At 46.5% G+C, this 13,772-nt stretch carries 15 protein-coding genes and 3 tRNA genes; 14 read left to right on the forward strand and 4 right to left on the reverse strand.

Annotated features, from left to right (window positions below):
• The first annotated feature begins 1 nt into the window (after window position 1).
• Window positions 2-77, forward strand: a tRNA-Asn gene (locus ACVA6Q_RS24220).
• Between the two features lie 41 nt (window positions 78-118).
• Here the strand turns inward: ACVA6Q_RS24220 and ACVA6Q_RS24225 are convergent.
• Complete coding sequence (locus ACVA6Q_RS24225) at window positions 119-1,228, reverse strand: PilT/PilU family type 4a pilus ATPase (RefSeq protein ID WP_446649176.1); 1,110 nt, start codon at window positions 1,226-1,228, stop codon at window positions 119-121.
• A gap of 9 nt (window positions 1,229-1,237) precedes the next feature.
• Window positions 1,238-2,278 carry a type IV pilus twitching motility protein PilT gene (locus tag ACVA6Q_RS24230; RefSeq protein WP_418641773.1) on the reverse strand — a complete coding sequence of 347 codons (1,041 nt, stop codon included), beginning with the start codon at window positions 2,276-2,278 and terminating at the stop codon, window positions 1,238-1,240.
• Between the two features lie 25 nt (window positions 2,279-2,303).
• On the opposite strand from ACVA6Q_RS24230, the gene ACVA6Q_RS24235 reads away from it, so the two are divergent.
• The 8 genes from ACVA6Q_RS24235 to ACVA6Q_RS24270 all read left to right on the forward strand — a co-directional run bounded on the left by ACVA6Q_RS24235 (window position 2,304) and on the right by ACVA6Q_RS24270 (window position 8,971).
• Window positions 2,304-3,014, forward strand: coding sequence for a YggS family pyridoxal phosphate-dependent enzyme (locus ACVA6Q_RS24235; RefSeq protein WP_353497759.1), 711 nt, complete (start codon window positions 2,304-2,306; stop codon window positions 3,012-3,014).
• 38 nt (window positions 3,015-3,052) lie between these two features.
• Window positions 3,053-3,871, forward strand: a complete 819-nt coding sequence (gene proC / locus ACVA6Q_RS24240) for a pyrroline-5-carboxylate reductase (RefSeq protein WP_446649177.1) — start codon at window positions 3,053-3,055, stop codon at window positions 3,869-3,871.
• A 31-nt stretch (window positions 3,872-3,902) separates the two neighbouring features.
• A complete protein-coding gene (locus tag ACVA6Q_RS24245; protein ID WP_353497761.1) occupies window positions 3,903-4,460 on the forward strand; it encodes a YggT family protein in 558 nt (185 codons plus the stop codon).
• Window positions 4,460-4,747 carry a DUF167 family protein YggU gene (yggU, locus tag ACVA6Q_RS24250; RefSeq protein WP_429761793.1) on the forward strand — a complete coding sequence of 96 codons (288 nt, stop codon included), beginning with the start codon at window positions 4,460-4,462 and terminating at the stop codon, window positions 4,745-4,747. Before ACVA6Q_RS24245 ends, yggU begins: the two co-directional genes overlap by 1 nt.
• 24 nt (window positions 4,748-4,771) lie before the next feature.
• Window positions 4,772-5,203 carry a DUF4426 domain-containing protein gene (locus ACVA6Q_RS24255; RefSeq protein ID WP_446649178.1) on the forward strand — a complete coding sequence of 144 codons (432 nt, stop codon included), beginning with the start codon at window positions 4,772-4,774 and terminating at the stop codon, window positions 5,201-5,203.
• Window positions 5,204-5,219: 16 nt separating this feature from the next.
• Complete coding sequence (locus tag ACVA6Q_RS24260) at window positions 5,220-5,822, forward strand: XTP/dITP diphosphatase (RefSeq protein WP_446649179.1); 603 nt, start codon at window positions 5,220-5,222, stop codon at window positions 5,820-5,822.
• A gap of 3 nt (window positions 5,823-5,825) precedes the next feature.
• Window positions 5,826-6,995 (forward strand): radical SAM family heme chaperone HemW, encoded by a 1,170-nt coding sequence (hemW, locus tag ACVA6Q_RS24265; RefSeq protein WP_446649180.1) that lies wholly within the window; start codon window positions 5,826-5,828, stop codon window positions 6,993-6,995.
• Window positions 6,996-7,111: 116 nt separating this feature from the next.
• On the forward strand, window positions 7,112-8,971 hold the full coding sequence (locus ACVA6Q_RS24270; RefSeq protein WP_446649181.1) for an LTA synthase family protein: 1,860 nt from the start codon (window positions 7,112-7,114) through the stop codon (window positions 8,969-8,971).
• Window positions 8,972-9,038: 67 nt separating this feature from the next.
• Here ACVA6Q_RS24270 and glsB read toward each other — a convergent pair whose 3' ends face one another.
• Together glsB and trmB are read right to left on the reverse strand one after the other, a co-directional pair.
• Window positions 9,039-9,959, reverse strand: coding sequence for a glutaminase B (glsB, locus tag ACVA6Q_RS24275; RefSeq protein WP_353497767.1), 921 nt, complete (start codon window positions 9,957-9,959; stop codon window positions 9,039-9,041).
• A gap of 79 nt (window positions 9,960-10,038) precedes the next feature.
• Entirely contained in the window at window positions 10,039-10,758 is a 720-nt protein-coding gene (gene trmB / locus ACVA6Q_RS24280) for a tRNA (guanosine(46)-N7)-methyltransferase TrmB (RefSeq protein WP_112459440.1), read from the reverse strand.
• A gap of 153 nt (window positions 10,759-10,911) precedes the next feature.
• Here trmB and mutY point away from each other — a divergent pair, with 153 nt between their 5' ends.
• The 5 genes from mutY to ACVA6Q_RS24305 all read left to right on the forward strand — a co-directional run bounded on the left by mutY (window position 10,912) and on the right by ACVA6Q_RS24305 (window position 13,771).
• Window positions 10,912-11,958, forward strand: a complete 1,047-nt coding sequence (gene mutY / locus ACVA6Q_RS24285) for an A/G-specific adenine glycosylase (RefSeq protein ID WP_446649182.1) — start codon at window positions 10,912-10,914, stop codon at window positions 11,956-11,958.
• A gap of 14 nt (window positions 11,959-11,972) precedes the next feature.
• Window positions 11,973-12,245, forward strand: a complete 273-nt coding sequence (locus ACVA6Q_RS24290; RefSeq protein WP_042501045.1) for an oxidative damage protection protein — start codon at window positions 11,973-11,975, stop codon at window positions 12,243-12,245.
• A 56-nt stretch (window positions 12,246-12,301) separates the two neighbouring features.
• Window positions 12,302-13,438 (forward strand): membrane-bound lytic murein transglycosylase MltC, encoded by a 1,137-nt coding sequence (gene mltC / locus ACVA6Q_RS24295; RefSeq protein ID WP_353497769.1) that lies wholly within the window; start codon window positions 12,302-12,304, stop codon window positions 13,436-13,438.
• Window positions 13,439-13,563: 125 nt separating this feature from the next.
• A tRNA-Phe gene (locus ACVA6Q_RS24300) sits at window positions 13,564-13,639 on the forward strand.
• Window positions 13,640-13,695: 56 nt separating this feature from the next.
• Window positions 13,696-13,771, forward strand: a tRNA-Thr gene (locus ACVA6Q_RS24305).
• The last annotated feature ends 1 nt before the right edge of the window (window position 13,772 follow it).

Genomic DNA, 13,772 nt, shown 5'->3' on the forward strand with positions numbered 1-13,772 from the left:
TTCCCCCTTAGTTCAGTTGGTAGAACGGCGGACTGTTAATCCGTATGTCGCAGGTTCGAGTCCCGCAGGGGGAGCCACATTTAAAAAGGCCGTATCGAAAGATACGGCCTTTTTACATTTAGCTCATATCTATTTTAATGCCAGCTAATCGACCCTGTTGTTTAGAGTCGCTCGCTTGAAGCTTTAGCATCAGTCGTAGGTCGTTTGGTGAGTCTGCACTGTGAAGAGCATCGCTTTGATTGATTTTATTCGCCATAACAAGATCATATAGGGCTTGGTCGAAGGTTTGCATTCCGACTTCCTTGCTTTTGCTCATCGCTGTTTTGATTTCGTGGAGATCCCCCTTGCGTATGAGTTCTGCCACCCTCGGACTGTTCAGTAAAACTTCGAATACCCCATGTCTACCGCGACCATTTTTGTCTCGTATGAGTTGCTGGGCGACAATGCCTCTTAAGTTGGTTGAGAGATCAAACAGAAATTGCTCTTTGCGCTCTTTGGGTACTAGATGAAGTATTCTTTCCAATGCTTGGTTGGCGTTATTAGCATGAAGAGTCGCCATACAAAGGTGGCCTGTTTCGGCGAATGCCATCGCATATTCCATGGTTGAGCGCGTGCGAATTTCACCAATTAGGATCATATCAGGTGCTTGCCTCAGCGAATTCTTCAAGGCGACGTCGTAGCTTTCAGTGTCTAAACCGACTTCTCTCTGGGTAACAATGCATTTGTGGTGCTCATGAACAAACTCAATGGGATCTTCAACCGTTAGGATATGTCCACTTCGATTGTAGTTGCGATAACCTGTCATCGCAGCCATCGTGGTTGATTTTCCAGAACCGGTTGCACCAACAACAAGTACCAGCCCACGTTTCGCGATCGCTAAGTCTTGGAGAACGTCCGGCAGTGCTAGCTCTTCAAAACTAGGTATTTTGGTTTCGATGCGGCGTATTACCGCACCAGGGAGCTCTCGTTGAAAAAAGGCACTGACGCGAAAGCGGCCAATCGCTTTTACGATCGCGAAGTTTGCCTCTTTGGACGCGAGATAATCTTGTCGAAGATTAGTATCCATGACGGCGTTTAATAGTTCGTGAATCGCTCGTTCGGTAAGCGTTTCTCCCCGGGACTTTAGCTCCCCGTCGACACGATAAAGAACAGGTGCCCCAACCGTTAGATAGAGATCGGAAGCTTTGAGCTCTAGCATGTGATTTAGAACGTCATCAATGATTAGCATGTTGCTTCCTTACTGAAACAGATTGTCATTTTGAACCACTTTCTTACCGATCTCTTCAATATCGATTAGGCCTTGAGAAAGAAGCTGCCTTGCGTGCTGCTCCATGGTTTGCATTCCATTCGCAGCTCCAGTCTGAATAACCGAAAACATTTGAGCCACCTTGTCTTCTCTGATGAGGTTACGTATCGCTGGGGTACCAACCATGATTTCATGACACGCAACTCGGCCACCCCCTAGGCGCTTAAGTAGTGTTTGTGCAATGACGGCTCGCAGTGACTCAGAGAGCATAGAGCGAACCATGTCTTTATCTTGGCCAGAAAACACATCAACTATCCTATCTACAGACTTAGCCGCAGAGTTGGTGTGCATAGTGGCAAACACTAAGTGCCCGGTTTCAGCCGCTGTCAACGCAAGGCTAATGGTCTCTTGGTCGCGAAGCTCGCCGACAAGAATAATATCGGGGTCTTCCCTCAGAGCAGAGCGAAGCGCGGATTTAAAGCTATGAGTATCCCGGTGCACTTCTCGTTGATTTACCAGGCACTTTTTGTTGTTATGAATAAATTCGATAGGATCTTCAATGGTCAAGATGTGCTTGTTCTGATGTTCGTTGATGTGATTGACCATGGCTGCGAGTGTGGTGGATTTACCTGAACCAGTTGGCCCGGTTACCAGTACTAGTCCATTCTCGAGGTTCGCAAGCTCGGCAAACTTGCTCGGTGCACCAATACTGTCGAGTGTCGGTATTTCGGTCGGGATAGTTCGAAACACGGCTGAGCAGCCGCGTGATTGATTAAACGCATTGGCGCGAAAGCGGCCGATATTGGGTAGCTCAAACGAAAAGTCAATTTCTAAATGCTCTTGGTACTCGTTGCGCTGCTTGTCATTCATGATATCAAAGATGAGTTTATGAACTTCAGAATGCTCTAACGCCGGGATGCCCAGTTTTCTCACTTCTCCATCGATGCGTATCATGGGGGAAACCCCTGCAGAAAGGTGTAGATCTGATGCATTATGTTTTACACTGAAGTCTAGTAACTCGGTGATATCCATTCATTTTCCTTTTGACTTTAAATCTATGACTAGCATTCAGAACAATATACAACTAATTAACTCGCAAATTGCGGCTACAGAGCAAAACTGCGGGAGAGTGCAAGGTGAGGTGCAACTGCTCGCGGTAAGTAAAACTAAGCCTGTGGAAGCGATTCTAGAAGCCTGTGAAGCTGGGCATCGCATGTTTGGTGAAAACTACGTGCAAGAGGGTGTTGCTAAAGTAGCGTTATTCAGAGAGCAGCATCCAGAGCTAGATATCGAATGGCACTTTATTGGCCCAATTCAATCGAATAAGACCCGACCAGTCGCTGAGCACTTTGATTGGGTACATACCATCAATAGAGATAAAATTGCTCAGCGTCTGAATGAACAAAGGCCAGCAGACATGCCGCCACTTCAAGTACTCATCCAGGTGAATACCAGTGGTGAAGCAAGCAAGTCTGGCGTTGATGATGAGCAGGTGTTTGAGCTTGCCCAGTTGATATCCGAGCTTCCCAACCTCACGTTAAGAGGAGTGATGTCTATTCCCGAAAACGTTAGTGACTATCAATCTCAGCTTGTTGCCTTTAAAGCTCTAGCAAAACTGAAAAATGCACTGGCAGAACGCTATCCGCAGGTTGATACGTTATCGATGGGAATGAGCGGAGATATGCAAGCGGCGATTGAAGCGGGCAGTACCATAGTACGTATCGGCACTGCAATATTCGGCGCAAGAGATTACAGTAACAAAGCATAGGCAGCATCTAGCTTAGCTTTCATTTTAGGATTAGTTTCATGGAACAAAGAAAAGTCGCCTTTATCGGAGCGGGCAATATGACGCGCTCGATAGTTGCAGGCCTGGTCGCTAGTGGATACGAGCCAAGCAAAATCATTGCTACCAACCGCAGTGAAGACAAGCTTACTGCATTGCAACAAGATTATGGTGTACGGGTAACCACAGACAATGTTGCTGCGGCTCAGCAAGCTGATGTTGTCGTCATGGCGGTAAAGCCTCAATTAATGGAAGAGGTGACAAAACCGCTTCAAGCCGTCGATTTTAGTAATAAGTTGGTTGTTTCAATTGCTGCGGGAATTAACGTTGCGAGAATGCAGCAGATGTTTGCATGTGAGTTAAACCTCATTCGCGTTATGCCAAATACACCATCACTGGTTGGTGAGGGCATGAGTGGCCTGTTCGCTTCCCAAGAGACGCCTGAGGCTGATAAACAGTTTGCTGGTGAGTTAATGCAAGCTGTCGGTAAGGTATGTTGGGTTGAGCAAGAAGCAGGTATCAATGATGTGATTGCAGCCGCTGGCAGCGCACCTGCTTATTTCTTCTTGTTTATGGAAGCGATTCAGCAGCAAGCAATAGCAAGTGGTTTTGATACGGAAACCGCTCGTTTGTTGGTTCAGCAAACAGCATTAGGAGCCGCAACTATGGTGGCTGCTAACCCAGAGACCGATCTTGCGACATTGCGTCAGCAAGTGACTTCTAAAGGTGGAACGACTGCAGAAGCGGTACGCACCTTTGAAGAAAGCGATATTCGTGGCATTGTAGCCAAAGCGATGCAGGCGGCAGTGGCGCGTGCAGAAGAAATGGAAAAACTGTTCTAATCCCACTAATGATTATTCGTAAGGGCTTTATATGAATTCAATGAGTTTTTTAGTTTCGACCTTGTTTGATCTTTACATCATGGTCGTTATTTTACGTATTTGGCTGCAGGCTGCGCGAGCGGATTTTTACAACCCGTTCTCTCAGTTTATCGTCAAGGCAACGCAACCTGTGGTCGCGCCATTGCGTCGTGTTATCCCATCGATCGGCAGTCTCGATATGGCTACGCTACTATTTGCGTATCTGCTCTGTGTCGGTAAGTATGTGACGCTGGTTCTGATTGCCTCTGGTGGTAACTTCAGCTTTGGTGTTGATTTCCTATTTTTGGGGTTGTTATCTCTTATTAAAGCTGCTGGCGGCCTGCTATTCTGGGTGTTATTGCTTCGCGCGATTCTGAGTTGGGTTAGCCAAGGCCGCAGTCCAATTGAATATGTGTTCCATCAACTGACTGAGCCAATGCTCGCGCCAATTCGTCGCATTATCCCTGCAATGGGCGGCTTTGATCTGAGCGTATTAGTGCTGTTTATCGTACTGCAATTTGCCAACATGCTTATGGGTGATGTCATCGGGCCAGTCTGGTTCCGACTATAATGTCAGCCGCTACTTTAGTGGGCGATGACCTAGTGTTACGTATCTACGTACAACCTAAGGCAAGCCGAGATAAGTTGGTGGGAGAGCATGGCGATGAGTTTAAAGTCGCCATAACCGCCCCTCCCATTGATGGCAAAGCCAATGCACACTTAAGTAAATACTTGGCCAAGCAATTTAAAGTGGCGAAAAGCCAAGTGTTGATAGAAAAGGGCGAACTCGGTCGCCATAAACAAATCAGGATAATTGCGCCCTCGCAAATACCCAAGGAATTCCAAGCCCTCTTATGAGGGCTTTTTACAAGGAGATAACGGATGAAAAAGTCGTTGTTATTCATCTTTGCTGTACTTATGAGCAGCGCTGCAGCTGCAGGGCAGTTTAAAACCATCAAAGATGCAGAAGTGCATTATGTTGTATTTAACTCGACGTTTATGACGCCAAAGATTGCCCGCAGTTACGATTTAAAACGTAACGAGCATATCGCTACCGTCAATGTGAGTGTGCTCGATCGAGCTAGCGCAGGTAAGCCGGCGATGGAAGTAGGTATCAAAGGGATTGCTAAGAACCTTATCGGTCAAATGAAAACTCTAGAGTTTAAGCAAATTAAAGAGGGAGATGCGGTATACTATCTCGCTCAATTTCCGATCGTGAACGAAGAGATGTACCAGTTTACGATTGATATCGATGCGGGAAACAAAGGCCGTGGTCCGGTTTCCTTTAGTCAAAAGCTTTATGTAGAACCTTAACCCTCGAGAGACTCTCATGAACAAAAAAATCGTCCTAGCAACCGGTAACCAAGGGAAAGTCAAAGAGATGGCAGACCTGCTGTCAGACTTTGGCTTTGAGGTTCACGCTCAAAGTGAGTTCAACGTTTCTGAGGTCGCCGAGACAGGAACGACGTTTATTGAAAATGCCATCATAAAAGCCAGACACGCGGCACAAGAAACGGGTCTTGCAGCGATTGCGGACGACTCAGGGTTAGAGATTGATTATCTGAAAGGTGCGCCTGGTATCTACTCTGCTCGCTATTACGGTGAAGGCGCGACAGATAAACTTAACCTAGAAAAAGTGCTTACTGAAATGCAAGGCGTACCAGAAGAGCAAAGAACGGCGCGTTTTCACTGCGTACTGGTATTAATGCGTCATGAGAACGACCCAACGCCACTGGTTTGTCATGGTAAGTGGGAAGGCAGGATCTTAACGGAAGCATCGGGCGAAAATGGCTTCGGCTACGACCCGATTTTCTTTGTTCCTGAGGAAGACTGTGCTTCTGCAGAGCTAGAGCCAGTGCGTAAAAAGCAGCTTTCTCACCGTGGTAAAGCGCTAAACGAGCTTTTCGCGACTATCAAGGCTCAAGGTCTGTAAACGATGTCGACTCTTTCTGCCATCACTCCACCGCCTCTTAGTTTGTACATTCATATCCCATGGTGTGTACAAAAATGCCCTTACTGTGACTTTAACTCTCACGCTCAAAAGGGTGAGATACCACAGCAGGCATACATTACTGCACTTCTTGAAGATCTGGATGCTGATATCGCTCGCTATCAACTTGCTGATGATGAGCGTCCATTGCACTCGATTTTCATTGGTGGCGGTACGCCAAGCCTAATTACGCCTGAGCTTATTGCGGAGCTGCTGGATGGTGTGAGGCAGCGCATTCCATTTCGTGATGATATTGAAATCACCATGGAAGCCAATCCAGGCACTATCGAAGCGGCGAGGTTCAAACGCTATCAAACTGGCGGTGTGACTCGTATTTCTATTGGTGTACAGAGTTTCCAGCAACAAAAGCTGGAGCGCTTGGGGCGTATTCATGGTGAGAGTGAAGCGATCAATGCAGCCAAGCTGGCTCATACCATTGGCCTTAATAGCTTTAATCTAGATTTGATGCACGGCCTTCCTGAGCAGTCAGTGACTGATGCACTGAGTGACCTTCAGCAAGCCATTGACCTTAAGCCGCCGCACCTCTCTTGGTACCAGCTGACCATTGAACCGAACACCCTGTTCTACTCAAAGCCGCCGACTTTGCCAGATGATGACGATCTTTGGGATATCTACGAACAAGGTCATAAGATGCTTGAAGAGGCTGGTTACCAACAATATGAAGTCTCCGGCTACAGTAAGCCTGGTTATCAATGTCAGCATAATCTGAACTATTGGCGATTTGGTGATTATCTAGGAATTGGCTGTGGTGCTCACGGCAAGCTGAGTTTTTCAGATGGCCGTATCGTGCGAACCACCAAAGTTAAGCACCCTAGAGGCTATCTCAATATGATCAAGCCTTACTTGGACTCTGAGATGGAAGTTGAAGCCCAAGATAGACCGTTTGAGTTCTTCATCAACCGTCTGCGCCTGTTAGAAGCTTGTCCTAAAGTAGAGTTTACCGAGCGTACCGGGTTAAGCTTGAGTGTTATTGAGGCTCCGATGACGCATTGTATCAACAATGGCTATATTGATGATCTAGGTGATCGCTGGGTAGTTACCGAGAAAGGCAAGCTGTTTCTCAACGATGTATTAGAGCAATTTGAACTGGTATGATACCCAACCATTACAGTAACTGACTTCTATTGAAGTAACAGTTTTACTACAATGCGCGCCCAGGACGATATTTTACTGTAAGGAAGCAGTAACCTGTTGAAATTACTGGGCGCAATATGATCCTTTCTTTAGTGAAAATTGTCGTGATGCTGACACTCTTGTCGGTTATTTCTAAAGTTACTTTTCTTGGTTGGTATGAAATCAACTATGCAGACACATCATTACTAGAGTTTCTGAAAGCCGTTATTTGGGGCGTACGATTCGACCTGACGGTTTCCCTTCTTCTGACGGGCTTAAGCTTACTTTTGCTCACTCCATTTGCCTACTTTAAGCGCGTCTATCAAGGTTTGTTTCACACTTGGCTGTTAGTTTGTGGTGCATGGATCATTTTCTCGACCATGGGCGATACTATATACCTTAGCCAAGCAAACCGTCATGTGACCGTTGATTTGCACTTAGGCAAGGGAATGGAGTTTGAGCTGCTATCAACCGTCGCGACTCAGTTTTCTGGTCTTATCATCTTAGCGCTTGCTATGCTAGCCGTCTTCGGCCTATTGCTCCGTAAGTACCCGCTAAAGATTACTTTTAGTCAGCGTTGGTATCAATCGGTGTCTATCGCAATGGCAACTATTGTTGCTGTCGTTGTTGCGGTGCGCGGAGGTTTTAGCGATAAACCACAAACACCTATGTACGCCTATAAAATTGGTGATATCAACCAAGCTCGTATTGCCTGGAGTGCTCCATATGCCATTACTTATTATTCACTAGTAGGTGAAGATAAGTCGGGGCATCGCTGGACACCAGAACAAAGCTCGCAGCAAATGGCTGAGCTTAAAGCCAAGATAAATTCGAAACCGAAAACTAGGGTCAATCGACTTAAGCAACATGACGTCGTGTTAGTACTGCTGGAAAGTTGGACTGCCTATGATATGCAAAGCTACGGCTCTGATGTCGATGCAACACCGAACTTTGATGCTTTGCGTGATAAGTCGCTATCGACAGAGGCATTTTATTCCAACGGTTTTCGAACCGTAGAAGGTGTTTTTGCTACCATGTGCTCGCAGCCTAACCCGGTTGGCGGCAGCGTGGCCGGAACCCGTTTAGAGAGCATGCCGTACCGCTGTTTGCCGCAACTACTAAAAGAGCGCGGCTGGGAAACGTCTTTTGTTCAAGGCAGTGGTCAAGGCATGGTCGGTGCATTTGCCCAATCTCTAGGATTTAGCGATTCCTACGGTAAGTTTGACTACCCAGATAAAGGGCAAGATCAAAACTATTGGGGCTATATGGATGATGGTATCTACGATTTCGCGTTAGACAAATTGGCGAGCGCCGGTGATGCACCGAAATTTGTTGCGATTAACACAGGTACCACGCACGATAGCTATTTACCCAATGAGTCCGACTATGTGTTTGGTGATGAAACCGAGGATCAAACGCGCCGTAGCGTATTGCATCATGCTGACCAGTCGTTGGGACGTTTTGTTGAACGTTTGAAGGCTCAAACTACGCGACCAACGCTCTTAGTGCTGGTGGCCGATCATACTATGGTAGGGGCTAAAAACGATCTTAGACATGTCTCCATTCCGTTTTTGATCCACGGTATTAATATGGACATACCGACAGGCACATTACCGTTTTCAGCGTCCCATAAAGATGTCGCGCCAACCATTGTTGATTTGCTAGGAGGTCAGGTAGGTTGGTTTTCTGGACAAAGTCTCTTGGCGAAAAACTACCAAGAGGGCGCCGATTTTACCGTGAATAACCAGTTCTACTGGTTAGCCAATAACAAAATGATCAGAATTAACGCTGAAAGCGGCCAAAAAGAGGCGTGCTATCGAGTCGGTAACGATACAGTGAGTTTGAAATCAATTGATTGTAGTGAGTCGAAACGTACCAAAGGCATGTATGAAAATGGTCTTAACTACCTGCTCTATAGTCAGCAGCACTTGTTTGATGGCAGTACTGCGCGCTATTAGCCATAGGGTAGAAACAAAAGAAGCTGGTGGAGACCAGCTTCTTTTGTTTTAAACCTTGAAAACGCTATCAGAAAATTGAGCGACCGATTCGCTCAGAAAGCATTTCTAATGCGCGAGTGCCAGCGAGTGAGTTACCAGACTTATCCAGTTCAGGTGACCATACGGCTATGGTCATCTCCCCTGGCACAATCGCGATGATCCCGCCGCCCACGCCTGACTTGCCTGGCATGCCGACGCGGTAAGCAAATTCGCCCGCACCATCATACAATCCACAAGTCGCCAGTAGTGCATTGAGCTGCTTGGTTTGTGTTGGTGTGATGATCTGCTTTTTGGTGTTGACCGACTGACCTTGGTTAGCAAGATAGCTAAAGGTCTTAGCAAGGTCGACACAGCTCATTTTAAGCGCGCAAGCGTGAAAGTAATTATTCAGTACTGGGATAACATCATTGTTGAAGTTACCGAATGAACGCATCAGATAGGCGATTGCGGCATTACGGTCGCTGTGCATCATCTCAGATGCAGCAACAATCTTGTCGTAGACAATATGGCTATCCCCAGACAACACGCGTACAAATTCCAGCAGACGCTGTCTAGGGGCTGACAGGCGGCTTTGTAGCAAGTCTGCCACCACAATGGCGCCAGCGTTGATAAACGGATTACGAGGAATGCCTTGCTCCATTTCAAGCTGGATCAGCGAGTTAAATGCCTGTCCTGATGGCTCTTTGCCAACGCGTTGCCAGATTTCCTCTGGCTTATACAGCATCATGGCAAGCGTTAGGCTTAGCGCTTTAGAAATAGATTGAATTGAGAAGTTCTCTTCCGCATCACCTGCGGTGATCACTTCCCCTTCATTGGTATACACCGCGATACCCAATTTGGTATTGGGCACATTGGCAAGTGCAGGGATGTAGTCGGCGACTTTACCTTGTCCAATTAGCGGTTTTACTTCGCTTAGGATGGTAGAAAGGATCTGTTTTGTTGGTTTCATGGTTATTGTTCTCCCAACATTAGCGCTAAAAAAAGCCAACGTTGGGTTGGCTTTTCATTAATAAACTTTCGCGTTTTGCTTACGCAGTGCGACGGTATTTGATATCCCAAACACCGTGACCAAGGCGGTGACCACGAGCTTCAAATTTGGTCAGTGGACGCTCTTCTGGGCGTGGTACGAAATCACCATCAGTGGCAATGTTTTCAAAGCCCGGTGCTTCGTTCATGACTTCGACCATGTGCTCCGCGTAGTTTTCCCAGTCAGTTGCCATATGGAAAATACCAGATTCAGGGATAAGTTTAGTTCTTACCATTTCTGCAAAATCTAGCTGAACAATACGGCGCTTATGGTGACGCTTTTTGTGCCATGGGTCTGGGAAGAACAGTTGCATTGTGCTTAGGCTGTTCTCTGGAATCATGTTAGCAAACACTTCAACTGCGTCGTGACACATTACACGTAGGTTGGTGACACCAGCATCGCGTGCTGAAGACAGGCAGGCGCCAACACCAGGGCTGTGTACTTCAATACCGATAAAATTCTTTTCTGGCGCGTTCTTTGCCATTTCGACTAAAGACGCGCCCATGCCGAAACCAACTTCAAGTACAACAGGGTTTTTGTTGCCAAATACCTGCTCCCAATCGAGTAGTGACTCTTGGTAATCAATACCCATTGTAGGCCAGCACTCTTCCATTGCCGATTCTTGGCCTTTGGTTAGGCGTCCTTCACGACGAACAAAACTGCGAACTTTGCGAATCAGTTTGCCATCTTCAGTGTATTCGTTAGTAGTCACTTCACTCATTGGTTTAGCCTGTTCATTCAATAATCAGAGCGGGAATTATCCAAAGAATTTGCCATCAAGCAAGCATTATCGGATCAGAAATTCACGCGGTTTTACTTCTGTTACTAAGTGTGGTGCAATTTCCGGCAAATTATAAGAGAGAAGAGAAACATTGTGACGCCTTTTGCACGCTCAATATTAGACTGGTACGACAAATTTGGTCGTAAACAGTTGCCGTGGCAGCAAGACAAAACCGCTTATAAAGTGTGGCTGTCTGAGATCATGCTGCAGCAAACCCAAGTCGCGACGGTCATCCCATACTACGAGCGATTCCTAGAGCATTTCCCAACGGTTGAATCTTTGGCTAACGCGCCACAAGATGAGGTATTGCACCTTTGGACTGGGCTTGGCTATTACGCTAGAGCTCGCAATCTTCATAAAGCAGCCAAAGTGGTTGTAGAGCAATATGGTGGGGAGTTTCCGTTAACGTTAGAAGAGATGAATGCGCTGCCAGGTGTTGGCCGCTCAACCGCCGCCGCAGTGCTTTCTTCGGTTCATAAACTCCCACATGCGATTCTAGATGGGAACGTAAAGCGAACGCTGGCTCGCAGTTTTGCCATAGACGGTTGGCCTGGTCAGAAAAAAGTAGAAAATCAATTATGGGAAATTGCTGAGCAGCATACGCCAGATATTGATACCGATAAGTACAACCAAGCTATGATGGATATGGGAGCCATGGTGTGTACGCGCAGCAAGCCGAAATGCACGCTATGCCCAATCGAATCACTTTGCGCGGCGAATAAGCAGGGTAATCCGCTTGATTATCCTGGTAAAAAGCCTAAAAAGCAGAAGCCAGAGAAGGAAACTTGGTTTGTGATTGTTAAGCACAATCAAGAGCTTTGGCTTGCACAGCGTCCGCAAACGGGCATTTGGGGCGGGTTATTTTGTTTTCCAGAAAGCCCAACAGCTGATATTGAGCCAGTACTTGAAGGGTTAGGCATCGGTGAGGCGATGATAGCCTCTACGGACGTTGAGATAGCATTTAGACATACCTTTAGCCATTATCACCTAGATATCACCCCAATCGTCGTGACGCTGAACCAGCTTCCGACAATGATGATGGAACCGTCTAAAGGTCTTTGGTATAACATTACCCAACCAGAAAAAGTGGGGCTGGCTGCGCCAGTAAAGCAGCTTATAGACACCTTACAACGATATTAATTGAGGATAACATTATGAGCCGTATGGTTTTTTGTGCTCGTCTACAGAAAGATGCTGAAGGCCTAGACTTTCAACTGTACCCAGGAGAACTGGGTAAACGTATCTTCGATAACATTTCTAAACAGGCGTGGGCTGAGTGGCAATCCAAGCAGACGATGCTGATCAATGAAAAGAAGCTGAATATGATGGATCCTGAGCATCGTAAGCTGCTTGAAGCTGAGATGGTTAACTTCTTGTTTGAAGGGAAAGACGTCATTATCGACGGTTACACGCCACCATCTGAGTAATTGACCAAGGAATAATTCAAGCACCACCTCACAGGTGGTGTTTTTAAATGGTATCTATGAAGAAGCTAATCTATTTTTTAACGCCGCTACTATTGCTCGGTTGCAGTCGTGAGTTCATCGAAAAAATCTACGATGTGAACTACGAACCAACCAACCGTTTTGCTAAGAATTTGGCACAGTTGCCGGGTCAATACGTCAAAGATGTTGCAGCGCTTGATGCACTCATCAGTAGCTTTAATGGCAACATTGAGAAGCGATGGGGTAGCAGCGAGGTTAAAGTTGCAGGTAAAAGCAACTACGTTAAATACATAGATAACTATTTGAGCCGCGCTGAGGTTAACTTTAGCAAAGGTTTGATTACCATTGAGACCGTTTCCCCGACGGAACCTGAAAAGCACCTTAAAACGGCGATTGTGACCACGCTGCTTACGCCAGACGACCCGTCTAGCGTTGACTTGTTCTCATCAAAGGGTATTACCTTAGAAGGCCAGCCGTTTCTGTATAACCAGGTTGTAGATCAAGAGAAAAAGCCTATTCAGTGGACTTGGCGTGCGAATCGTTTTGCGGACTACTTGATAGCTAACAAACTAAAAACCAAGAATGTGGATTACAAGAAGGCGTATTACGTTGAGATCCCTATGGTGGCCGATCACTTTAAGCAGCGCAGCTACCAGTATTCGGACATCGTTCGTCGTGCTTCTCAGCGCTACGATATTCCTGAAGACTTGATTTATGCCATCATCAAGACCGAGAGTAGTTTCAACCCGTATGCCGTGAGTTGGGCCAATGCCTATGGTTTGATGCAGGTGGTGCCGAAGACCGCAGGGCGAGATGTATTTAAACTGGTTAAGAATAAGCCTGGGCAGCCAACACCAGAGTACCTGTTTAATCCAGAGCAGAACATTGATACCGGCACAGCGTATTTTTACATTTTGAAAAACCGCTACCTTCGCGCAGTACGTCATCCATTGTCGTTGGAGTACAGCATGATCTCGGCGTACAACGGTGGTACTGGCGGTGTATTGAACACCTTCCACCGAACAGACAGAAAGCGGGCGATGAACGATCTTAATTCACTGCAGCCGAATCAGGTTTATTGGGCACTGACGAAGAAACACCCAAATGCAGAAGCTCGTCGCTATTTGGAGAAAGTAACTAAATTCAAAAAAGATTTTAATGCTGGAAAAGGCTAATTTTGCCAAATTTGTCTAAAACAAATACGATTCGCTGAAAAATGCAGCACTTGAACGCTTTTTTAAAGTTTTTTTCAAAAAAGCGTTGACGGGAGACCCGAAAATCCGTTTAATAGCGCCCCGTTGCCCGGATAGCTCAGTCGGTAGAGCAGAGGATTGAAAATCCTCGTGTCGGTGGTTCGATTCCGCCTCCGGGCACCACAATTTAGATTGTTGGTGCTGTTAACAGAAGCACGAGCAATAACAAATAAAGTGTCGCCGACTTAGCTCAGTAGGTAGAGCAACTGACTTGTAATCAGTAGGTCACCAGTTCGATTCCGGTAGTCGGCACCAT

It is taken from the genome of Vibrio sp. DNB22_10_4 (assembly GCF_052879755.1).

Bases quoted from the DNA above. Each gene is read 5' to 3' on its own strand.
- ACVA6Q_RS24235 (WP_353497759.1), top strand. From the start codon at position 2,304: ATGACTAGCATTCAGAACAATATACAACTAATTAACTCGCAAATTGCG.
- ACVA6Q_RS24230 (WP_418641773.1), bottom strand. From the start codon at position 2,278: ATGGATATCACCGAGTTACTAGACTTCAGTGTAAAACATAATGCATCA.
- ACVA6Q_RS24270 (WP_446649181.1), top strand. From the start codon at position 7,112: ATGATCCTTTCTTTAGTGAAAATTGTCGTGATGCTGACACTCTTGTCG.
- glsB (WP_353497767.1), bottom strand. From the start codon at position 9,959: ATGAAACCAACAAAACAGATCCTTTCTACCATCCTAAGCGAAGTAAAA.
- yggU (WP_429761793.1), top strand. From the start codon at position 4,460: ATGTCAGCCGCTACTTTAGTGGGCGATGACCTAGTGTTACGTATCTAC.
- ACVA6Q_RS24255 (WP_446649178.1), top strand. From the start codon at position 4,772: ATGAAAAAGTCGTTGTTATTCATCTTTGCTGTACTTATGAGCAGCGCT.
- hemW (WP_446649180.1), top strand. From the start codon at position 5,826: ATGTCGACTCTTTCTGCCATCACTCCACCGCCTCTTAGTTTGTACATT.
- ACVA6Q_RS24225 (WP_446649176.1), bottom strand. From the start codon at position 1,228: ATGCTAATCATTGATGACGTTCTAAATCACATGCTAGAGCTCAAAGCT.
- ACVA6Q_RS24260 (WP_446649179.1), top strand. From the start codon at position 5,220: ATGAACAAAAAAATCGTCCTAGCAACCGGTAACCAAGGGAAAGTCAAA.
- ACVA6Q_RS24245 (WP_353497761.1), top strand. From the start codon at position 3,903: ATGAATTCAATGAGTTTTTTAGTTTCGACCTTGTTTGATCTTTACATC.
- mltC (WP_353497769.1), top strand. From the start codon at position 12,302: ATGAAGAAGCTAATCTATTTTTTAACGCCGCTACTATTGCTCGGTTGC.
- trmB (WP_112459440.1), bottom strand. From the start codon at position 10,758: ATGAGTGAAGTGACTACTAACGAATACACTGAAGATGGCAAACTGATT.
- ACVA6Q_RS24290 (WP_042501045.1), top strand. From the start codon at position 11,973: ATGAGCCGTATGGTTTTTTGTGCTCGTCTACAGAAAGATGCTGAAGGC.
- proC (WP_446649177.1), top strand. From the start codon at position 3,053: ATGGAACAAAGAAAAGTCGCCTTTATCGGAGCGGGCAATATGACGCGC.